This window comes from Pseudonocardia zijingensis (assembly GCF_042657305.1).
GTDB classification, from domain to species: domain Bacteria; phylum Actinomycetota; class Actinomycetes; order Mycobacteriales; family Pseudonocardiaceae; genus Pseudonocardia; species Pseudonocardia zijingensis.
On sequence record NZ_JBHSKO010000022.1, the window covers coordinates 21,433 to 40,618 of the forward strand.

The window sequence follows — 19,186 nt, forward strand, 5'->3', positions numbered from 1 at the left end:
CGAGAGGAATGCCGGATGTCCAGGAACAGCGACCGCCGCGGCGAGCAGACCCGGCCACGACTCGGCCTCGAACTGGTGCAGGGTGCCTCCGCCGCGCCCGCACCCGACCCCTCCGAGGAGCTCCGGCGGCGAATGATGGCGGGCGCCAGCAGCACCGGAGCGTGGTCGCACCTCGCGGCGCTGCAGCGGATCGCCGACGAGAACGGTGGCCACCGCGCGTCCCCGGGACCGGGCTACGACGCGAGCGTGGAGTACGTGGCCGCGGTCCTGCGCGCCGCGGGCTACGCGGTGAGCACCCCGACATACCCGCTACCGAAGCGGAGGCGCCCACGATCCGGCGATCGCACCTGCCGCAACGTCGTCGCGCAGACCCGGAGCGGCGATCCGGGGCGCGTCGTCATGGTCGGTGCGCACCTGGATTCGGTGCGGAAGGGGCCAGGGGTCAACGACAACGGTTCGGGTGTCGGCGGCCTGCTGGAAATCGCAACCCGGCTCGGCAGCACGCCTCCGATCCGGAATGCAGTGCGGTTCGCCTTCTGGGGTTCGGAAGAGGACGATCTCAAGGGCTCGACGCACTATGTGAAGTCGCTGCCGCGCCGCGACCGCAAACGGATCCTGCTCTACGTCAACCTCGACATGATCGCCTCGCCGAACGCCGGCTACTTCGTGCTGGGCGGGGAGGGCAAGACGGCCGCGAAGGCAGGTCCGCCCGGTTCCGCACAAGTGGCGTGTGTCCTGGTCGAGCACCTCGCAGCCGTCGGGATCGTCGCGAAGACGATCACGCTGGACCGCGAGTCGGACTACGCGCCGTTCATCGCCGCCGGTGTCCCGACTGGCGGTGTCATGGCGGGCGACCGGTGGAAAAAGACCCGGAGACAGGCCAGCCGTTGGGGAGGGCGGGCCGGTGAACGGTTCGATCCGAACTACCACACGCGCCACGACCGGCTCGCTCATCTCGACCGCGTCGCCATGGACCGTTTCACACGCGCCGTGGCCGGCGCCGTGGCTCGTTTCGCCGCGGGGTCACCGGTTGAGCACGCGCAGAAGCGGGAACAGCATGCCAACTGACCTTCAGAAGGAGCCAGAATGCTCGCCGTCGCCTCCGCCGTGCTCTTCGGCCTCGCCCTCCTCTTCGAACTCCTCGGCACCTCCATCCAGATGATCACGAGCAGCCTGCTCGTCACCGCGGGCCTGTTCTGCCTCGCCCTCTACTTCGCCGGCGTCGGGTCGCGCCAGGTGACCTACCGCCGCCGCGCCCACCGCTGATATCCGCTTGACCCCGCTGTCACGCTGACGGCGTGGCGGCGGGGTTCGCGCGACTGTGGGCGGCCTCCGCCGCCTCGAACGCCGGCGACGGCGTCGCACTCGCCGCGGGCCCGCTGCTGCTGGCGTCCCTCACCTCCGACCCGGCGCTCATCGCGGGTGCGGTGTTCGTGCAGCAGCTGCCGTGGCTGCTCTTCGCGCTTCCCGCAGGCGTCTACGTCGACCGGCTCGACCGGCGCCGGCTCGTCGTGCTGGTCAACCTGGTCCGGGCCACGATCATCGGCGGGCTCGCCGGTGCCGTCGCCACCGGCGTGGCGACGGTCGCCCTCGTCTACGCCGCGTTCTTCGTGGTGGGCACGATGGAGACGCTCGCCGACAACGCGAGCTCCGCGCTGCTGCCCGCCGTCGTGCCGGCCGAGGAGCTGCCGCGGGCCAACGCACGACTGATGGGCGTGCACCTCGTCGTCAACCAGCTCCTCGCACCGCCCCTGGGTGCGGCGATGTTCGTGGCGGCCGCGGCGCTGCCGTTCGGGCTGAACGCCGCCACGTTCCTCGTGGCCGCGGTGCTCATGGCCACGCTGCGCGGCCCGTTCCGCCCGGAGCCCGCCGGGCCGCCCCGCCCGGTGCGCCACGACCTCGCCACCGGGATGCGCACCCTGCTGGGCCACCCGGTGCTGCGGATGCTGGCGGTCTGCCTGTGCTTCATGAACGTCACCCTGTTCGCCGCGTTCTCGCTGCTCGTGCTCTACGCGCGCGAGCGGCTCGGGCTCACCGAGATCGGGTTCGGGCTGCTGCTCGCGTCGGGCGCGGTGGGCGGGCTCGCGGGCACGCTCGTGGCGGCGCGGCTGCAGGCCCGCTTCGGCACGGCGCTGCTGCTGCGCACCGGCCTGGTGATCGAGACCTGCACCCACCTGTCGCTGGCGCTCGCCCGCGCGCCGTGGGTCGCCGTCACCACCATGGTCGTCTTCGGCGCGCACGCGAGCCTGTGGGGCATCCTCTCCGTGGCCTGGCGCCAGCGCGTGGTGCCCGACGCGCTGCGCGGGCGCGTCAACAGCGGGTACTACCTGTTCTCGGTGGGCGGCTCGGCCGTGGGCGCGGTCGGCGGCGGGCTCGTGGCCCGCGCACTCGGCATCACCACGCCGTTCTGGATCGCCTTCGTCGGGATGATCGTGCTCACCGCCGTGGCGTGGCGGCACTTCACCCCGACGCTGCTCGACCGCTACCCGCGCCAGCTGAACTGCGGCTCGTAGCCCAGCACCCGGCGTGCCTTGTCGATCGACAGCATCGTCTCGTGCTCGCCGAGCTCCTTCGTGACGGGCACGCCCGGGTAGACCTCGGCGGCGAGGTCGGCGCTGCGCCGCGACATCACCGTGTCGGCGTTCGCGATCACGAACACGTCCACGCCCGTGGCCTCGTGCTCCAGCGCCCGGCGCACGGCCTGGGCGCCGTCGCGGCCGTCGATGTAGCCCCACAGGTTCCACTTGCGCGCGAGCGGATCGGCGTCGAAGGCGGGGAAGCGCTCGTAGTCCTGGGGGTCCATCACGTTGGAGAACCGCAGCCCGATCATCTTCATGTCCGGCACCCACCGGCAGAAGTGCCGCGCCATCTCCTCCTCGAGGCTCTTCACCAGCGAGTAGGTGCTCTCCGGCCGCACCGGGTACTCCTCGTCCACCGGGATGTAAGGCGGCGGCACGTCGAACGGCAGCCCCAGCACGGTCTCGCTGGAGGCCCACACGACGTTGCGGACGCCCGCCGCGCGCGCCGCGGCGAACACGTTGTAGGTGGCGGTGATGTTGTTCGAGAACGTCGCGGCGTTCGTGGTGAGGCCCGGCGCGGGGATCGCCGCGAGGTGCACGACCGCGTCGACGCCGTCGTGGCGGTCGTCCACCGCGGTGAGGGCCTCGAGCACCTGGCCGTGGTCGGTGAGGTCGACGCGCACCGACACCGCGGCCGCCGTGTCCCGATCGGGCACGCGGTCGAGCGCCACGACGCGATAGCCGTGTTCCTGCAGGTGGCGCACCACGTGACGGCCGAGCTTCCCGCTGCTGCCGGTGACGGCGACGGTGGTCATACCAATCTATCTATCACAGGCGCACGGTGCATCTGGAGCAGACTTGCTCTGAATCAGAGGTATATGCTGGGCACATGGTCGCCCCGCCCACCGCACCCACCGCCGAGGTGGTGGCCGACACGCTGATGCCCGCCGTCGGCGCCGTGCGCAGGCTGCTGCGCCGCCTCGCCGGGCCGGTCGTCACCACCGGCACGTCCCGCGAGATCTCCACCTCGCAACGCGAGGTCCTCGCGATGGTCGGCAAGCGGGCGGGCGGGTCCGTCGCCGAGGTCGCCGACGAGCTGGGCCTGGCCCCCAACAGCGTCTCCACGATCGTCACGCAGCTCGTGGCCGCCGGACTGCTCGTGCGCGAGACCGACCCGCGCGACCGCCGGGTCGGCCGGCTCACCCTCACCCCGCAGGCCCAGGACGCCCTCGACTCCGCCCGGGCCCGCAGGCGCGGGGTCCTGCACGAGGCGCTCGACCGGCTCACCCCGCACCAGGTCGCCGACCTCGCCGCCGGCATCGACGCGCTGGAGGCGCTCGCCGACGAGCTGCGCAACCTGGAGCGGGCCCGGTGAGCGCCCCCGCCGTCGAGTGCGCGGGGCTGGTGCACCGCTTCGGCGACACCGTGGCCGTCGACCACCTCGACCTGCGGATCGAGGCCGGCGAGGTGTTCGGCCTGCTCGGGCCCAACGGCGCGGGCAAGACCACCACGATCCGCGTGCTCAACACCCTGCTCCCGCCGCAGGAGGGCACCGTGCGGGTCTTCGGGCTCGACGTCCGGCGCCGCGCCACCGACGTCCGCAGGCACCTCGGGTACGTCCCGCAGCAGCTGTCCATCGAGGCCGCCCTCACCGGGCGGCAGAACGTCATGTGGTTCGCGCGGCTGTTCGACGTGCCCCGCGCCGAGCGCGCCACCCGCATCGATGAAGCGCTGGAGGCCATGGACCTCCTCGCCGTGGCCGACCGCCGCGCCGGCACCTACTCCGGCGGGATGATCCGCCGGCTCGAGCTGGCGCAGGCCCTCGTCAACCGGCCCGCGCTGCTCGTCCTCGACGAGCCCACGGTGGGCCTCGACCCCATCGCCCGCGCCAGCGTGTGGGAACGGGTGCGCCAGATGCGCGCCGAGTACGGCATGACCGTCCTGCTCACCACGCACTACATGGACGAGGCCGACGAGCTGTGCGACACCGTGGCGCTCATGCACCGCGGCCGGTTGCAAGCCGTCGACTCCCCGGCCGCGCTGCGCGCCGAGATCGGCCCGGACGCCACGCTCGAGGACGTCTTCCGCCGCCACGCGGGCGCCGGCCTCGACGACGACCAGGCAGGCGAGGGGGTGAGGGATGTCCGTCGCAGCCGCACGACCGCGCGCAAGCTGGGCTGAACCCGTCCGGCTGTTCGCCACGCGCACCGCGGCGCTCGGCGTCGTCGAGGTGCAGAAGCTGCGCAGCGACAACACCGAGCTCATCACGCGCATGGTGCAGCCCGTGCTGTGGCTGCTCGTCTTCGGGCAGATCTTCAGCCGGATCCGCGCGATCCCCACCGGCGACCTGTCCTACCTGGACTACCTCACCCCCGGGATCCTCGCCCAGTCGGCGCTCTTCGTCGCGATCTTCTTCGGGATCCACATCATCTGGGAGCGCGACGCCGGGATCCTCACGAAGGTGATGGTCACGCCCACGCCGCGGGCGGCGATCGTCACCGCCAAGGCGTTCGCGGCCGGGCTGCGCGGGCTCGCCCCCGTGGTCGTCCTCGTGCCGGTGGCGCTGCTCCTCGGCGTCGGCATCACCCTCAACCCGCTCAAGTGGATCGCCGCCGCCGCGGCCCTCATGCTCAGCGCGGGCTTCTTCTCGTGCCTGTCCATGGCGATCGCCGGCGTGGCGCAGACCCGCGACCGGCTGATGGGCATCGGCCAGCTCATGACGATGCCGCTCTTCTTCGCCTCCAACGCCCTCTACCCCATCGAGATCATGCCCACGTGGCTGCAGGTGCTCAGCCGGATCAACCCGCTGACCTACCTGGTCAACGCCCTGCGCGGCCTGCTCGTCGACGCCCCCGCCGACCTGTGGACCGACTTCGGCGTGCTCGTCGGTGCGGCCCTGCTCGGGATCGTCGCCTCCGCGGCGCTGCTGGGCAGGCTCGTGCGCTGACGCGGGTGGCCGGCCCGGGCCACCACCCCGGCGCGGAACCGCCCTGGCGTCAGGCCGAACTCGCGCTCGAAGGCGTGCGAGAACGCGTACGGGCTGCCGTACCCGACGCGCCCGGCGATCACGGCGAGGGTGTCTGCGGTGTCGCGGAGCAGCCCGGCGGCCCGGTTCAGCCGCCACCACGTCACGTACGCCATCGGCGCCCGGCCCACCCGCGCGCTGAACCGGCGCACCAGCGTGGGGCGCGAGACACCCGCCTCCGCCGCCAGGCGCTCGTTCGTCCAGGGGGCGGCGGGGTCGGAGTGGACCGCCCGCAACGCCGCGGCCGTGACCGGATCACCCAGTGCCCCCGGCCAGGATCCGCAGGTGGCCTCGGCCATCCAGGCGCGGATCATGTAGACGAGCAGCAAGTCGAGCAGGTTCGGCAGCGCCAGGCAGGCACCGGGCCTGCGTTCGTCCAGCTCGCCGGCGAGCAGATCGATCGCCGCGTGGAGCTCGGCGTGCTCCCCCACCCGGCGCGGCAGGTGCACGACCGGCGGCAGCTCCGTCATCAGCGGGTGCATGCGGCTGCAGTCCAGCCAGTACGTCCCGCAGAGCAGCTCCGCGCCGTCCGGACCGTCCCGCGATCCGGCCTCGGCGAACGGAACCGCCCGCTCCGCGCGCGCCGCGTCGAGCGGGACGTCCGCGACCACGTGGCCCGTGCCGTGCGGGAGCAGCACCGCGTCGCCGGCACCGAGGACGACAGGCGCCCCGCCGTCGGGCAGCAACCAGAAGCCGCCCCTCATGACGACGTAGAAGCCCGCGCCCTCGTACGGCTCCACGCGGGCACACCAGTCCCCGCCCGTCCGTACCCGGTGCGACCAGGGGTGGCCCAGGTGCACCGCGGAGATCACGTCGCTCACCACGTCCACGGCGCCGAACGTACCGCCCGGCTCAGGTGTGAGCTGCACTCTTATCTTCTTGATCAGTCTGCGCATTGGAGAGCTCGACGGCGCTCCCTAGCGTCGCGGGTATGAACGAGAGCGACACCGTGCAGCGCACCACGCTCGGCGCCGTCGAGGTCCTGCGGATCATCGAGCGCCACGGCGCGTTCCTGCCCACCGCCGAGTTCCTCCCGGGCGCTGCCCCCGAGGTGTGGGAGCGCAACGCCGACTGGCTGGCGCCCGACCACTGGGAGCCGGAGTCCGGCAAGACGGTCACCGCCCTCCAGACGTGGGTGCTGCGCAGCGGCGGGCGGACCGTCGTGATCGACACCCTCGCCGGCAGCATGCGCGTGCGACCGGGCATGGAAGGGCACTTCCACCTGCAGGAGAGCGATCTCCTCGACCGCCTGGCCCGGGCCGGCGTCCACCCGGAGGACGTCGACACGGTCGTCAACACCCACCTCCACGTCGACCACGTCGGCTGGAACACCCGCGACGCCGACGGCGATTGGGTCCCGACGTTCCCCCGCGCCCAGTACCTCATCCCCGCCGCCGACGACGCCCACTACGGCCCCGCCAACACGACCGGCACGGGCCTGAAGGAGGTCGACCGCCTGGTCTACGCCGACAGCATCGCGCCGATCCACCGCGCGGGACAGGCCGTGCTGTGGGACGGGGAGCACCGCATCGACGACAACCTCGTCCTCGAGCCCGCTCCCGGCCACACCCCCGGCTCCTGCGTGGTGCGGCTCGAGTCGGGAGGCGACCGGGCCGTGTTCGTCGGGGACCTGATGCACAGCCCGGTGCAGATCGTCGATCCCTGCTGCAACAGCAGCGCCTGCTACGAACCCGAGCGGGCCGTCGCCAGCCGCCGCCGGATCCTCGAACGGGCGGCCGACGAACGGGAGCTCGTCGTCCCCGGGCACTTCGGCGGCGCCGGGGCGGTGGAGGTCCGGCGCGACGGCGGCGGCTTCACCCTCGGCGCATGGGCGGGCTTCGCCCCGGCGTAGTGCGCCCGCCTCCGGCGGGTCGTGAGTGGATACGAGTGCTGCAGCACTCGTATCCGCTCACGGGTGGGAGAACACGCCGACCGACACGCCGGGCCGGTGGGTGACGAGGACGTGACACGCGTTACCCTTGACCCATGCGCATCGCCCTCACCCTCGCCGCGGCGGTACTGCCGCGCGTCGGCTGAGCCAGGCTGCCGGCGCGCCCGCTCCCCCATCGAGGCCTGGCTCGGCAGCCACCGTCCGTGGAACCCCGGAGCCGAACAATGACCGTTCTCGACCACTCCGCCCGCACCACCTGGACGCCGCGTCTCCAGCGCCGCCACGAGATCGTGACCACCGGCGGTATGCAGGGCGTCCTCGACATCGGCACGGCGCTCTGCGCGTGCGGTTTCCCCGTGCGCGACTTCGCCGTCGAGGTCCGGGACGGCGTCCCGTACAGCTCGGTGACCTGCACCGTCTCGCTCACCGCCGCCGAGTGCGCCACCTTCGCCGACCGCCTCGGCGCCGTGCCGGCGGTCGTCTCCGTCGAGCCCTGCTGAACCACGCCGGCGCACGCCGCTCACGGGTCGGCAGTGGCCCCGTGGGCGGCGTCCAGCATCTCGGCGAGCTCCGCGACCTTCACGCGCTCCGCGCCCCGCAGGCCGCCGCGGCGCACCTCCTCCGCGTCGACGCGCAGCCACGCCGTCCAGTCCACCGGGCGCACCCCGTGCGCGGTGAGCGCCGCTCGGAAGTCGGCGGGGTCGGGGTACGCGGGGTCGGGCAGCCCGGGCAGGTCCTCGAGCAGCGCGGCCACCGTCTCCACGGCGTCGGCTTTGTTGGTGCCGATCACGCCGGTGGGGCCGCGCTTGATCCACCCCGTGACGTACGCGCCGGGCACCGGCTCGCCGTCGCGCACCACCCGGCCGCCCACGTTGGGCACGGTGCCCGTGGCGGGGTCGAACGGCAGCCCGGGGATCGGCTGCGCGTCGTAGCCGATCGCCCGCACCACCAGTCCGACGTCGAGGGTCTCGTGCTCGCCCGTGCCGACCACCCGGCCGTCGCGGATCGTGTTGCGCTCGACCTCCACGCCGCTGACGCGGCCGCCCGTTCCGATGATCCGCACCGGGGAGCGCAGGAAACGCAGGTGGATCCGGCGCGGCTTGCCCGTGGGCTCGCGGGCCGACCACTCGGCGAGCATGTCGAGCATCTGGCGGTGCCGCCGGTCCTCCGGCTCCTCGATGCCCGCCGCGAGCAGCCCCTCGTCGTGCACGAGCACGTCGGCGCCCGCGAGCTCGCCGATCTGGCGCAGCTCCGCCGGGGTGAAGCGGATGTGCTGGGGCCCGCGCCGGATCAGCACGTGGATGTCGCGCACCGCGCTGGAGCGCAGCGCGTCGAGCACGGGGTCGGGGACGTCGGTCGCGGCCATCTCGTCGGCCGTCTTCGCCAGCACGCGGGCCACGTCGAGAGCGACGTTGCCCGCGCCGACCACGGCGACGCCCGGGTGGTCGAGCGGCGGCTGCAGCCCGGTGTGGTCGGGGTGGCCGCAGTACCAGCTGACGAACGCGCCCGAACCCAGTGAACCGGCCAGTTCCTCGCCAGGGACGCCGAGCGCCCGGTCCACGGAGCTGCCGGTGGCGTGGACGATCGCGTGGAAGTGCTGCCGCACGACGTCGAGCGGCACGCCGCCCTCGCCGATGTGCACCCCGCCCAGGAACTCGATCTGCGCCGGGTCGAACGGCTTCTGCAACACGCGGATGACCGACTTCATCTTCACGTGGTCGGGCGCCACCCCGTAGCGGACGAGGCCGTAGGGCGCCGGCAGCCGGTCGAGCACGTCGATGCCGATCGGACCGCCGGAGGCCAGCAGCGCGGCGGCGGCGTACAGCCCGGACGGGCCCGCTCCGATCACCGCGACCCGGGCCTGTCGCTGCTGCATGTGCGTCATCTCCTGTGGTGGTGGAGGAGTGTCAGTCCGGGAACGAGCCGAGCGGCGGGAACCGGGGCGGACGCCGCTCGACGAAGGAAGCCACCCCCTCCCGCAGGTCAGCCGAGCCCACGAAGCGGTCGACGTGCGCGTAGGAGGCCTGCAGGGCCTCGTCGAACGTCGTGTCCTGGGCCTCGCGCACCTGGGCCGCGATCACCGCCATCGCCCGCGGGCTGCAGTGCAGCGCGAGGTCGCACGCATACGCCTGCGCGGCCGCGAGCACGTCGTCGCGCGGGACGACGCGGCTCACCAGCCCCAGCTCGCGCGCCTCGGCGGCGTCGAACGTGCGCGCCGAGAGCAGCAGGTCGAGCGCGCGTTCCTGCCCGACGAGACGCGTGAGCGTCCACGCGATGCCGTACTCGGCCACGAGCCCGCGCCGGGCGAACGCGGTGGAGAACCGGGCGGTGTCGGCGGCGAACCGCACGTGGCAGAACAGCGCCTGCACCAGCCCGATGCCCGCGCACGCACCGTTGATCGCGGCGATCAGCGGCTTGGGGAAGGTGCGCTGCACGTCGACCGGGTGGTGGGGCAGCCGCGCGCCCTCCTCCCCCAGCCGGCCGAGCCGGGACATGTCGGCCCCGGGGCAGAACGTGCTCCCGGCACCGGTGATCACCACGGCACGGACCCCCTCGTCGGCGGCCGCCGCGGAGAGCTGGTGGACGTACGCCTGCTGCATGTCCTCGGCCCAACCGTTGCGCCGCTGCGGGCGGTTGAGGGTGAGGGTGAGCACGCCGTCGCCGTCGCGGGCGGCGAGCACGGCGTTCCCGGGGGTGTCGTCGCCGTCCTCGCCCACGACCTGAGACTAGTACGTGCGGGGGGCGGGGATCAGCTTCCGGCGAGAGCGTTGCGGGCGGCGAAGGTGCGGCGGAAGTCGGCCGGCGCCACCCCCACCACCTTGCGGAAGTGGTGGCGCAGCAGCGCGGCGCTGCCGAACCCGCACCGCCCCGCGATGTCGTCGATGCCCAGGTCGGTGTCCTCCAGCAGCCGCTGGGCGCGCAGCACCCGCTGCAACGTGAGCCACTTGTGCGGCGTGGTGCCGGTCTCGGCCACGAACCGCCGCGCGAAGCTGCGCTCCGACATCCGGGCCCGCCGCGCGAGGTCGGCCACCGAGTGCTCGACCTCGAGGTGCTCGAGCACCCAGTCCAGCACCGGGGCCAGCCCGTCGGCCCGGCACACCGGCACCGGCTGCTCGATGTACTGGCGCTGCCCGCCGTCGCGCTGCGGCGGCACCACCATCCGCCGTGCGATCAGGTTGACCGCGGCGCTGCCCAGCTCCCGGCGCACCAGGTGCAGGCAGGCGTCGATGCCCGCGGCCGTGCCCGCGCTGGTGACCAGGTTGCCGTCGTCGACGAACAGCACGTCCGGGTCGATCCGGGCGCGGGGGTGGCGCTCGGCCAGCTCCTGCGCGTTGTCCCAGTGCGTGGTGCACGGGCGGTCGTCGAGCAGGCCCGCCGCGCCGAGCACGAACGCCCCCGAGCACACGCTCAGCAGCGTGCTGCCGGCCGCCGCGGCCGCGCGCACCGCGTCGAGCAGCTCGTCGGAGAACTCCCGGGCCCGGGTGGCCGAGATCGCCACCAGGTCGGCGCCGGCCAGACCGTCGAGACCGTGGGAGGGCACCATGTCGACGCCGACCGACGTGCGGATCGGTTCCCCGGCCTTCTCACCGCAGATCCGCAGCTCGATCGGCGGCACCCCGTCCTCGGTGCGGTCGATGCCGAACACCTCGCAGATCGTGCCTAACTCGAACGGGGTGACCGGGGGGATCACCAGCGCGGCGACGGTGGACAGCATGCCGACAGCATAGTGGCAGGATTTTTGCTCAGGGAGTCAGTTCCGCCACTGTCGGCAGCATGTTGCCGCTAGCAAAATTACTGCCATGACCACCGCGATCATCGTCCTCGCCCTCGTCGCCGCCGTCGTGGCCCTGTCGATCCTGCGCCCGGGCGACCCGGCCGCCGCGTACCCCGGCGCCTACCGCGACCGCGACCAGGAACGGCACTACGCCGATCTGCGCGCCATCGCCGCCCATCAGCCCGATCCGTCGACGTGGAACTCGGCGAGCCGGGCGGCCTCCGCCTCCACCTCCCGCTCCACCTCGCGGGAGAGCGGGTGGAACGGCTCCCAGTGCACCTCGGCCGCGGCGTAACGCCACGTGCCCGCCACCTGCCCGTCGACCAGGAACGTGGGCACCGACTGCGGCATGCTCCGCCCGAACACCCGCGGCCGGTGCTCCTCCGGCAGGATCTGCGCGCGCCGGGCGTGCACCAGCAGGTTGGCGTCCCACTGCCCGAGGAACCGCACGGGAGCCGGCGTCTCGGCGGGCGGCAGGGGCGCCCCCGGCACGTCCACCAGCTCACCACCGGTCTCCGTGCGGTACCGGCACAGGGACATCCGGGCCAGCACCGCGCGCGTGGCGGTGACCGTCCAGCCGCAGAACGACGCGACGTCGCCGGGAGCCGCCGGCCCGAAACCCTGCAGGTAGCGGGCCACGAGGAGCTCGGCGCCCTCCTCGGGGGCGGGGGCGGGCTCCGGGATCGGCACCGTGTGCTCGGCCAGCCCGTACACGTGGGCCCGCGGGGTGTGCCACGTGCCGGCGGGCGGCACCCGCACCAGGTCGACCCACAACTGCACACCCGGCCACACCTCGCGGGGATGACCCGCCGCGGCGAGCCGCTGCTGGATCTCGGCCTGCTTGAGCGGCCCGTCGGCGAGGTGCTCGCGGACCTGCGCGGCGATCGCCGGCATGTCGACCGACCCCGAGATGCGGTGAGCACGGCGCCACCACTCCCGGCGGGCCTCCCGCACCGCCTCCGTGAACGGCCAGTAGTCGGCCGGCGAAACCATGTGGATGGTGCAGCGCATCACCCACGCCTGCACGACCCGGCCTGACACCAGGGCGTCGGTGAGCACGTCGCGGCGGAAGTCGGCCAGCCGCGACCACAGCCCGACGTAGCCCGACGGCGCGTACTGCGTCTGCAACCCGGCCACCCGCTCGACGGCCTCCTCGGGCGTGAGCGACGCGCGCTCCAGGAGCAGCTGGCGGGCCAGCACCGCCCGGTTGATCTCCCGGACCGACAGCACGCGCTCGACCATGAGCGCAGTCTGCCCGCTCCCCCCGACCGTCCGAGCAGAGACGCCGATCAGGGACGCTCGGCGAGCATCCGGTCCACCAGCTCCCCCGCGTGGCCGGGCGACCCCTCGCCCTGCGCGGTGAGCGCGAGGTTCGCCGCCATCCGGTCCGGGTGCACCCCGAGCCCCTCCAGCGACGCGCGCAGCCGCGCGGCCGCCCCGCCGGTGGCCCGCAGGAGCTCGCCGATCGCCTGCCACTCGGCGTGCCACGGGCCGGTGGCGCGCTGGTGCTCGTGATCGCCCGCCCCCAGCAGCACGGCCGCCAGTCCCGGCGCCCGGCGGGCCGCGCCGCGCGCGGTGACCGCCGCGATCGGGTTGCGCTTGTGCGGCATCGACGACGAGTCGCCCGGCGCCGCCTCCGACACCTCACCCAGCTCCGTGCCCGCCAGCTGCACGACGTCGGTGGCCGGCTTCGCGCACGCGCCCGCGGCGACGGCGAGCGCGCCCGCCAGCTCCCCGATCCGGGTGCGCTCGGTGTGCCACGGCGCGGCGTCCGCCAATCGCAGCGCGCGGGCCAGCGACGCGGCCACCGCCGGGCCGTGCGGGTGCAACGCCGAAAGCGTGCCGACCGGCCCGCCCAGCTGCACGGGCAGCGCCCCGATCACCTCGGCCAGGCGCACCCGGGCCCGGTCCAGCCCCGCGCACCACCCGGCCGCGACCAGCCCGAACGTGGTCGGCAGCGCCTGCTGGCCGAGCGTGCGCGCGATCATGGGCGTGTCCCGGTGGCGGCGGGCGAGGTCGGCCGCCGCGTCGGCCGCGCCGCGCAGGTCGTCGAGCACCACCTCACCGGCCCACCCGACGAGCAGCACCGCCGCCGTGTCCATCACGTCCTGGCTCGTGGCGCCCGGGTGCACCGAACGCCCCGCCTCCCCCGCCGCCGCCCGCAACATCCGGACCAGCGGGATCACCGGGTTGCCACCCTCGACGGAGGCCCGGCCCAACGTCGCCGGATCCACCCGGAGCGTGGCCGCGGCCGCCTCGATCCGCTCGGCGTCGGCGGCAGGCACGACACCGTGCTCCGCGGCCGCCCGCGCGAGCGCCACCTCGACGGCGACGAGCGCCGCCACCCAGGAGGCGTCGTCGAGCCGGGCGGCCACGCGGTCGGCCCCGAACAGCGGGTCGAAGAGCGCGCTCGTCATGACGGGGACCGTACGGCCGGGCGATCTCGGGGGTGCGCCCGCCCCGCCCGGAGCGGCGAGCAGTACACCACGGCACCCACCACAACGCCCACGTACTCCTCGGACCCGGCGATCAGCGCCAGCCGCACACCAGCGCACCCACCACCACCCCTGTGTACGGCTCGCGCACAGGACGCACCCTCAGGCTGATCATCAGAACGCCACGGCGGCCGACGCCGCCGGCCGCGCTGAGCCGAGCAGCACACCACCGCACTCACCACGATCGCCCAGTACGACTCGCGCAGCAGCACCCGAGGTCGATCATCAGCACACCACCGCTGCCCCCACAACACTCCGGTACTGCTCACCTCCGAAGATCCGCACCAGCCGCACACCAGGGCACCAATCACGACCACCGAGTACGACTCGCGCGCCGCACGCACGCCCGGGCTGATCATCAGAACGCCACGGCGGCGGACGCCGCCGCCCCGTGGAGCCGAGCAGCACACCACAGCGCTTGACCACGACCACCGTGTACGACTCGGCGCCGCGGACCGGAACTCCAGCGACCGGTCCCGCTGAGCAGCCTTCTCGAGCCGAGCAGCACAGCACCGCGGTCCCCACAACACCCATGTACTTCTCGGACCCAGAGACCAGCACCAGCCGTACACCAGGGCACCCACCACGACCACCACGTACGACTCGTGCTGATCATCTGCCTCGGACCGGGTCCAGCCTCGTGCCCGCTACCACCAGGTACGGCTCGCGTGCATCACGCGCCCCAGGACCGGGCCACCGGAAATCCCAACGGTCGAGCCGCACACCAGCGCGGGACCCACGACCCCCACGTACTGCTGATCACCCGATGCCGGGCGCGAACAGCACACGACTGCACTCGCCACCACCGCCGTGTACGGCTCGGACCGGCGACCACGACGCCTCCCCCACGCGCCTCGGAGCGCTCGCACACCGGTTGTGGTGCTCGCACACCGGTTGCAGTCGGTGTGCGAGCACCACTCCTGGTGTGTCAGCGGGCGAGGAGCCGGGCGGGGGCAAATGCGTCGCGGGTGAGGGGGACGTCCTGCGGCATCGGCCCGCCCGTCACCACGGCCGCCGCGAAGGCCGCGAGTGCGGGGGCCGTCTCGATCCCCGAGCCGCCCTGGCCGGCGCAGAACCAGAAGCCGGGGTGGTCGGGCCACTCCCCGATCACCGGCAGCCGGTCGGGCACGAACGACCGCAGGCCGGCCCACGCCGTGCGCACCGAACGCAGCCCGAGTCCGGTCACCGCCTCCACCCGCTCCAGGGCGAGGGCGACGTCGAGCTCGTCGGGGCGCACGTCGTGCGGTGGGACGGGGGTCTCGTCGGCCGGGCTGACCAGCAGCCCGTCGCCCTCCTGCTTGAAGTAGAAGCTCTCGGGGGCGCCCACGACCATCGGCAGCCGCGCGCCGTTCGGCCCCCGCAGCCGGGCCGGGTCGGGCACCCGGGCCAGCGCGATCGTGCGGCGGCAGGGGGTGAGCCCGATCGGCGGGACGCCGGCCAGCCCGGCCACCTCGTCCGCCCACGCGCCGGCGGCGTCCACCACCTCGGCGGCCGCGATCGGGTCGCCGTCGCGACCGGTGCGCACCTGCCACCCGGACCCGTCGCGGCGCACGCCGGTGACCGGCGCACCCGCCTCGACCCGCCCGCCGCGGCCCAGCAGCCCGCGGACGTACGCCTGGTGCAGCGCCTCGGCGTCGATGTCGGCCGCGCCCTCCACGTAGGCCGCCGCGCGCACCGCACCCGGACGCAGGGCGGGGCACCGGCGCTGCGCCTCCGCCGGGTCGATCGCGACCGGCCCTCCCGGCTCCCCCGCCTGCTCGGCGAGCGTGGCGGCCAGCTCGGTCTCGCCCGCGGGGTCGAACGCGACGTGCAGGAGGCCGCGCGGCGCGAGCAGCGGCGGGGCGTCCAGCTCGGACTCGATCCGCGCCAGCCGGGGGCCGCTCGCGGCGATCAGCGCACGCACCGGCGCGGGGCCGTGGCCCGGCACGTAGGTGGCGGCGGAGCGGGCCGTCGAGTGGCGGGCGAGCGCGGTCTCGCTCTCGACGAGGAGGACGGAGCGGGTGGCGGCGAGCTCGTACGCGATCGAGGCGCCCGCGATCCCGCCCCCGACCACGACGGTGTCGATGGTGGTCACCGGCCGAGACTAGGCCGGGCCCGAACGGGCGCCGTAATTCCGTGGCGCGCCCCGCGGCACCGGCTTATCGTCCTTCGCATGCGCCTGTAGCGACGACCGCGGCCACCGCGGCACCCGCGGCCGGGCTTCCCGCCCCGCCGCCCCGTCCCAGCCCACCCGGCCGGCGCCGGACCCACGTCCCGACGCCGTCTCGGCTCCGCTGCGCGCCGGCCCCGTCATCTGCAGGAGGCACCGTGCCCGACAAGTCCTTCCCGTCCCCGTTCCGCGCCGCCGTGGTCGGCGCACCGAACCCGGCCGACGCCGCTGCGCCGGCCAACCGGGCGGCCCGCCGCGGCCGCGCGGGCAAGAACGGCCCGAGTGGAGCGGTCCACGCCGGCTCCTCGGGACGCGCCCGCGCCGCGCAGGGCCGCCGGATCATCCCGGTGCGGCGCACCGGGTGATCCACCCGGGCGGACGGCCGAGCAGCACGAGTGCTGCATGGTGAGGCGCGCTCGCGTCCTGCTGCTCGGTCGTCCGCTTGCTCGGCGGGCATAGTCTCCTGTCCGTGACGCACGACGATGACGGTGACCTGGACCGCCTGGTACGCGCCCGGATCCGGGCCATCCGCGTGGCCCAGGGCTGGTCGCTGGAGGAGCTGGCTCGCCGGGCGCGGATCAGCCCGTCCTCGCTGAGCCGGATCGAGACCGGCCGCCGCCGCCTCGCCCTCGACCAGCTCGTCGACATCGCGCGCGCCCTCGACACCTCGCTCGACCAGCTCGTCGAGACCGACACCGACGACGTGATCTCGCACCCGGCCATCGACGCGGCGCACGCGCAGATGCGCTGGCCGGTGCGCGCGGATCCGGGCATGGCCGTGATCCGCCAACGGCTGACCGACCCGCCGCCGGACAACCCGTCGCGCCTGCGCGCCCACCCCGGCCGCGAGTGGCTGGTGGTGCTGTCCGGCACCGCCGTGCTGCTGCTGGGCAACCGCAGGCTGCGCGTGGAGACCAACCAGGCCGCCGAGTTCCCCACGATGCTGCCGCACGCGATCGGCACCGCGGGCGGGCCGTGCGAGATCCTCGGGATCTTCGACCGCGACGCGCGGCGCGGGCACCGCTGAGCTGCCCGGCCCGCAGCGCGACCGGCCACCTTCGTGCCGGATTGGCAAGATCGTGTGCCCGAGGGGCAGGGCCGACCTAGCCTGACGGCATGACCCACACCCCGCACGAACACGTCCAGACCGAGATCCTCGACCTCGACGCGGAGGTGCTCGCCGAGCACACCGCGTCGGTCATCGCCTGGCTCCCCGTCACGCGGGCGCCGCGGCGGATCGTGGACCTGGGCGCCGGCACGGGCGCCGGCACCTTCGCCCTGCTCGCGCATTTCCCCGAGGCGCACGTCACCGCGGTGGACGCCTCGCCCGAGCACCTGCACCGGTTGCAGGAGAAGGCCCGCGCCAACGGGGTGGCCGACCGCGTGCACACCGCGCAGGCCGACCTCGACGCCGCGTGGCCGGACCTCGGCACCCCCGACCTGGTGTGGGCCTCGGCGTCGGTGCACCACCTCGCCGATCCCGACCGCGCGCTTCGCCGGGTCCACGACGCACTCGTCCCCGGCGGGCTGCTCGCCCTCGTGGAGCTCGCCGGCTTCCCCCGGTTCCTGCCCGACGAGGTGCCGGAGGAGCGGCCCGGCCTCGAGGTTCGCCTGCACGCCGAGGGCGACCGCCGCTCGGCCGCGCACATGCCCCACCGGGGCGCCGACTGGGGCCCGCGGCTGCGCGCCGCCGGGTTCACGCTCGCCGGCGAGCGCACGATCACCGCGCACGTCGGGCGCTCCCGCTCCGATGCGGTCGGCCGGTACGCGCTGCAGGGTCTGCGGCGCATGCGCGACGCCGTCGCCGACGCGCTCCCGGCCGACGACCTGGCCGCCTGGCGCCGGCTGCTCGACACCGACGGACCGGGCAGCCTCCTGAGCCGCGACGACCTCGCGCTGCGCACCGAGCGCAGCGTCTGGGCCGCACGCCGCGCCTGACCCGCGGCTGCCGGCGCGCTACCGTCGGTCCGTAGATCGTTCACCCCCGGGAGGTCCGCGCATGACCGGCACCGGGTCCCCGACCGCGGTCGTGTGGTGGGCGGCGCCGGTGGCGCCCGCGAGCGCCCCCGGGCTGGTCCGCCTGCTCGACGTCCACGAGCGCAGGCGGCTCGACCGCTTCCGCCGCCCCGCCGACCAGGCCCGCTACCTCGCGGCGCACGCCCTCGTGCGGCTCGTGCTCGGGGAGAGCGTCGGCGCGCCCGCGGCCGATCTCGTGTTCGACCGCACCTGCCGTTGCGGGGAGCAGCACGGCAAGCCGGTGCTGCCCGGCGGCCCCGGGTTCTCCCTGACGCACGCGGGCGACCTCGTCGGCGTCGCCGTGCACCCCGGCGGGCCGGTCGGGCTCGACGTCGAGCAGGTCCGCGAGCTCGCCGACCTGACGGCGATGGCCGAGCACGTCCGGTCCCCCCGCGAGACGGTGACCGACGCCGACGCCTTCTTCGCGCTGTGGACGCGCAAGGAGGCCCTGCTCAAGGTCGTGGGCACCGGCCTGGCCACACCGATGTCGGCGATCACCCTCGGCCCGCCGGGCGTGCTCGACTGGACCGGGGAGGACGCGCCCGCCCACCCGCTGTGGCTCGCCGACCTCCGTCCGGCCGCCGGGTACCACGCCGCGGTGGCAGGCACCGGCGCCCGGCCCTCGATCGCCGAGCAGCGGGGGGACGCGCTTCTGGCCGGTCAGGCCTTGTAGAGCTTCTCCTCGTAGGCGGCCCCGTAGTAGCGCTCGAGCTCCTCCAGCGGGGTGTCCTTGTTGACGAGGGCCTTCGAGATCTGCGCCGTCGACGGGATCGCCTTCGGGTCCCAGGTCTCGGGCTCCCACAGCTTCGAGCGCATGAACGCCTTCGCGCAGTGGTAGAAGACCTCGTCGATCGCCACCTCGAGGGCGAGGAGCGGCCGGTGCCCCTTCACCACCAGCTCGTCGAAGTACGGGGCGTCGCGCAGCAGCCGCGCCCGCCCGTTCACCCGCAGCGTGTCGCCGCGCCCGGGCACCAGGAAGATCAGGCCGACGTGCGGGTTGCGCAGGATGTTGCGGTACCCGTCGACGCGCCGGTTGCCGGGGCGTTCGGCGATCGCGATCGTGGAGTGGTCGATCACGTGGGCGAGGCGGCCCGCCGGGTCGCCCTTCGGGGAGACGTCGAGGCTTCCGTCCACGTCGCTGGTGCCGATGAGGCAGAGCGGTGAGTGCTCGAGCCACAGCCGGTCGATCGCGTCGAGCGACGGGCGGACCTTCTGCGCGACGGCGGGGAGGGGGTGGCCGACAACGGCCTCCAGCTCCTCGACGCTGGTGATCTCGGTGCTCGCGGTCTCTCGGCTGATCTCTGCGGTGGCCACGT

Annotated in this window: 21 protein-coding genes and 1 pseudogene; 12 read left to right on the forward strand and 10 right to left on the reverse strand. The window is 74.2% G+C overall.

Annotated features, from left to right (window positions below):
* The first annotated feature begins 15 nt into the window (after window positions 1-15).
* Genes ACFPL3_RS31415 through ACFPL3_RS31425 form a run of 3 tightly spaced genes read left to right on the forward strand, consistent with a single transcriptional unit; the run spans window position 16 to window position 2,513 of the window.
* The gene (locus tag ACFPL3_RS31415; protein WP_343941158.1) at window positions 16-1,068 is read left to right on the forward strand and encodes a M28 family peptidase; all 1,053 of its coding nucleotides are present in this window, start codon (window positions 16-18) and stop codon (window positions 1,066-1,068) included.
* A gap of 18 nt (window positions 1,069-1,086) precedes the next feature.
* The gene (locus ACFPL3_RS31420; RefSeq protein ID WP_343941159.1) at window positions 1,087-1,266 is read left to right on the forward strand and encodes a hypothetical protein; all 180 of its coding nucleotides are present in this window, start codon (window positions 1,087-1,089) and stop codon (window positions 1,264-1,266) included.
* Between the two features lie 32 nt (window positions 1,267-1,298).
* Window positions 1,299-2,513 carry an MFS transporter gene (locus ACFPL3_RS31425; RefSeq protein WP_343941160.1) on the forward strand — a complete coding sequence of 405 codons (1,215 nt, stop codon included), beginning with the start codon at window positions 1,299-1,301 and terminating at the stop codon, window positions 2,511-2,513.
* Here ACFPL3_RS31425 and ACFPL3_RS31430 read toward each other — a convergent pair.
* The gene (locus ACFPL3_RS31430; RefSeq protein ID WP_343941161.1) at window positions 2,483-3,334 is read right to left on the reverse strand and encodes an NAD-dependent epimerase/dehydratase family protein; all 852 of its coding nucleotides are present in this window, start codon (window positions 3,332-3,334) and stop codon (window positions 2,483-2,485) included. The two genes, ACFPL3_RS31425 and ACFPL3_RS31430, sit on opposite strands and share 31 nt — an antisense overlap.
* 74 nt (window positions 3,335-3,408) lie before the next feature.
* Between ACFPL3_RS31430 and ACFPL3_RS31435 the strand changes: the two genes are divergently transcribed.
* The 3 genes from ACFPL3_RS31435 to ACFPL3_RS31445 are packed head-to-tail and all read left to right on the forward strand — an operon-like array spanning window position 3,409 to window position 5,466.
* Window positions 3,409-3,894: a MarR family winged helix-turn-helix transcriptional regulator gene (locus ACFPL3_RS31435; RefSeq protein WP_343941162.1), complete on the forward strand. Its 486-nt coding sequence runs from the start codon at window positions 3,409-3,411 to the stop codon at window positions 3,892-3,894.
* Complete coding sequence (locus ACFPL3_RS31440) at window positions 3,891-4,700, forward strand: ABC transporter ATP-binding protein (RefSeq protein ID WP_343941163.1); 810 nt, start codon at window positions 3,891-3,893, stop codon at window positions 4,698-4,700. The genes ACFPL3_RS31435 and ACFPL3_RS31440 overlap by 4 nt, the downstream gene beginning before the upstream one ends.
* Complete coding sequence (locus ACFPL3_RS31445) at window positions 4,660-5,466, forward strand: ABC transporter permease (protein ID WP_343941164.1); 807 nt, start codon at window positions 4,660-4,662, stop codon at window positions 5,464-5,466. Before ACFPL3_RS31440 ends, ACFPL3_RS31445 begins: the two co-directional genes overlap by 41 nt.
* Window positions 5,467-5,507: 41 nt before the next feature.
* Here the strand turns inward: ACFPL3_RS31445 and ACFPL3_RS31450 are convergent.
* Window positions 5,508-6,440, reverse strand: a pseudogene (locus tag ACFPL3_RS31450) (AraC family transcriptional regulator); the annotation flags it as partial.
* 35 nt (window positions 6,441-6,475) lie between these two features.
* On the opposite strand from ACFPL3_RS31450, the gene ACFPL3_RS31455 reads away from it, so the two are divergent.
* Together ACFPL3_RS31455 and ACFPL3_RS31460 are read left to right on the forward strand one after the other, a co-directional pair.
* Entirely contained in the window at window positions 6,476-7,396 is a 921-nt protein-coding gene (locus ACFPL3_RS31455; RefSeq protein WP_343941165.1) for an MBL fold metallo-hydrolase, read from the forward strand.
* A 263-nt stretch (window positions 7,397-7,659) separates the two neighbouring features.
* Window positions 7,660-7,935, forward strand: coding sequence for a hypothetical protein (locus tag ACFPL3_RS31460; RefSeq protein ID WP_343941166.1), 276 nt, complete (start codon window positions 7,660-7,662; stop codon window positions 7,933-7,935).
* 20 nt (window positions 7,936-7,955) lie between these two features.
* Here the strand turns inward: ACFPL3_RS31460 and ACFPL3_RS31465 are convergent, their stop codons facing one another.
* The 7 genes from ACFPL3_RS31465 to ACFPL3_RS31495 form a co-directional block, all read right to left on the reverse strand.
* On the reverse strand, window positions 7,956-9,311 hold the full coding sequence (locus tag ACFPL3_RS31465; protein ID WP_343941167.1) for an FAD-dependent oxidoreductase: 1,356 nt from the start codon (window positions 9,309-9,311) through the stop codon (window positions 7,956-7,958).
* A 31-nt stretch (window positions 9,312-9,342) separates the two neighbouring features.
* Window positions 9,343-10,152 carry an enoyl-CoA hydratase-related protein gene (locus tag ACFPL3_RS31470; RefSeq protein ID WP_343941168.1) on the reverse strand — a complete coding sequence of 270 codons (810 nt, stop codon included), beginning with the start codon at window positions 10,150-10,152 and terminating at the stop codon, window positions 9,343-9,345.
* Window positions 10,153-10,184: 32 nt separating this feature from the next.
* Window positions 10,185-11,150 (reverse strand): GlxA family transcriptional regulator, encoded by a 966-nt coding sequence (locus ACFPL3_RS31475; RefSeq protein WP_343941169.1) that lies wholly within the window; start codon window positions 11,148-11,150, stop codon window positions 10,185-10,187.
* 28 nt (window positions 11,151-11,178) lie between these two features.
* The gene (locus ACFPL3_RS31480; RefSeq protein WP_343941170.1) at window positions 11,179-11,388 is read right to left on the reverse strand and encodes a hypothetical protein; all 210 of its coding nucleotides are present in this window, start codon (window positions 11,386-11,388) and stop codon (window positions 11,179-11,181) included.
* Window positions 11,388-12,452 carry a winged helix DNA-binding domain-containing protein gene (locus ACFPL3_RS31485; RefSeq protein ID WP_343941171.1) on the reverse strand — a complete coding sequence of 355 codons (1,065 nt, stop codon included), beginning with the start codon at window positions 12,450-12,452 and terminating at the stop codon, window positions 11,388-11,390. Before ACFPL3_RS31485 ends, ACFPL3_RS31480 begins: the two co-directional genes overlap by 1 nt.
* A 47-nt stretch (window positions 12,453-12,499) precedes the next feature.
* A complete protein-coding gene (locus tag ACFPL3_RS31490) occupies window positions 12,500-13,627 on the reverse strand; it encodes a lyase family protein (protein ID WP_379589872.1) in 1,128 nt (375 codons plus the stop codon).
* A 1,006-nt stretch (window positions 13,628-14,633) separates the two neighbouring features.
* Window positions 14,634-15,779: an NAD(P)/FAD-dependent oxidoreductase gene (locus tag ACFPL3_RS31495; protein ID WP_379589874.1), complete on the reverse strand. Its 1,146-nt coding sequence runs from the start codon at window positions 15,777-15,779 to the stop codon at window positions 14,634-14,636.
* A gap of 233 nt (window positions 15,780-16,012) precedes the next feature.
* On the opposite strand from ACFPL3_RS31495, the gene ACFPL3_RS31500 reads away from it, so the two are divergent.
* From ACFPL3_RS31500 to ACFPL3_RS31515, 4 genes are all read left to right on the forward strand, one after another.
* A complete protein-coding gene (locus ACFPL3_RS31500) occupies window positions 16,013-16,219 on the forward strand; it encodes a hypothetical protein (protein ID WP_343941175.1) in 207 nt (68 codons plus the stop codon).
* 104 nt (window positions 16,220-16,323) lie between these two features.
* Window positions 16,324-16,881, forward strand: a complete 558-nt coding sequence (locus ACFPL3_RS31505; RefSeq protein WP_343941176.1) for a helix-turn-helix domain-containing protein — start codon at window positions 16,324-16,326, stop codon at window positions 16,879-16,881.
* An 89-nt stretch (window positions 16,882-16,970) separates the two neighbouring features.
* On the forward strand, window positions 16,971-17,792 hold the full coding sequence (locus tag ACFPL3_RS31510) for a class I SAM-dependent methyltransferase (RefSeq protein ID WP_343941177.1): 822 nt from the start codon (window positions 16,971-16,973) through the stop codon (window positions 17,790-17,792).
* 61 nt (window positions 17,793-17,853) lie between these two features.
* Complete coding sequence (locus tag ACFPL3_RS31515; protein ID WP_343941178.1) at window positions 17,854-18,543, forward strand: 4'-phosphopantetheinyl transferase family protein; 690 nt, start codon at window positions 17,854-17,856, stop codon at window positions 18,541-18,543.
* On the opposite strand, the gene ACFPL3_RS31520 is transcribed toward ACFPL3_RS31515, so the two are convergent.
* On the reverse strand, window positions 18,531-19,184 hold the full coding sequence (locus ACFPL3_RS31520) for a pyridoxamine 5'-phosphate oxidase family protein (protein ID WP_343941179.1): 654 nt from the start codon (window positions 19,182-19,184) through the stop codon (window positions 18,531-18,533). The two genes, ACFPL3_RS31515 and ACFPL3_RS31520, sit on opposite strands and share 13 nt — an antisense overlap.
* Window positions 19,185-19,186: the final 2 nt, after the last annotated feature.

Coding starts and splice junctions, on each gene's coding strand:
- ACFPL3_RS31430 (WP_343941161.1), bottom strand. CDS start 3,334: ATGACCACCGTCGCCGTCACCGGCAGCAGCGGGAAGCTCGGCCGTCAC.
- ACFPL3_RS31460 (WP_343941166.1), top strand. CDS start 7,660: ATGACCGTTCTCGACCACTCCGCCCGCACCACCTGGACGCCGCGTCTC.
- ACFPL3_RS31435 (WP_343941162.1), top strand. CDS start 3,409: ATGGTCGCCCCGCCCACCGCACCCACCGCCGAGGTGGTGGCCGACACG.
- ACFPL3_RS31420 (WP_343941159.1), top strand. CDS start 1,087: ATGCTCGCCGTCGCCTCCGCCGTGCTCTTCGGCCTCGCCCTCCTCTTC.
- ACFPL3_RS31445 (WP_343941164.1), top strand. CDS start 4,660: ATGTCCGTCGCAGCCGCACGACCGCGCGCAAGCTGGGCTGAACCCGTC.
- ACFPL3_RS31475 (WP_343941169.1), bottom strand. CDS start 11,150: ATGCTGTCCACCGTCGCCGCGCTGGTGATCCCCCCGGTCACCCCGTTC.
- ACFPL3_RS31485 (WP_343941171.1), bottom strand. CDS start 12,452: ATGGTCGAGCGCGTGCTGTCGGTCCGGGAGATCAACCGGGCGGTGCTG.
- ACFPL3_RS31415 (WP_343941158.1), top strand. CDS start 16: ATGTCCAGGAACAGCGACCGCCGCGGCGAGCAGACCCGGCCACGACTC.
- ACFPL3_RS31490 (WP_379589872.1), bottom strand. CDS start 13,627: ATGACGAGCGCGCTCTTCGACCCGCTGTTCGGGGCCGACCGCGTGGCC.
- ACFPL3_RS31480 (WP_343941170.1), bottom strand. CDS start 11,388: ATGGGCGGCGATGGCGCGCAGATCGGCGTAGTGCCGTTCCTGGTCGCG.
- ACFPL3_RS31465 (WP_343941167.1), bottom strand. CDS start 9,311: ATGCAGCAGCGACAGGCCCGGGTCGCGGTGATCGGAGCGGGCCCGTCC.
- ACFPL3_RS31510 (WP_343941177.1), top strand. CDS start 16,971: ATGACCCACACCCCGCACGAACACGTCCAGACCGAGATCCTCGACCTC.
- ACFPL3_RS31455 (WP_343941165.1), top strand. CDS start 6,476: ATGAACGAGAGCGACACCGTGCAGCGCACCACGCTCGGCGCCGTCGAG.
- ACFPL3_RS31515 (WP_343941178.1), top strand. CDS start 17,854: ATGACCGGCACCGGGTCCCCGACCGCGGTCGTGTGGTGGGCGGCGCCG.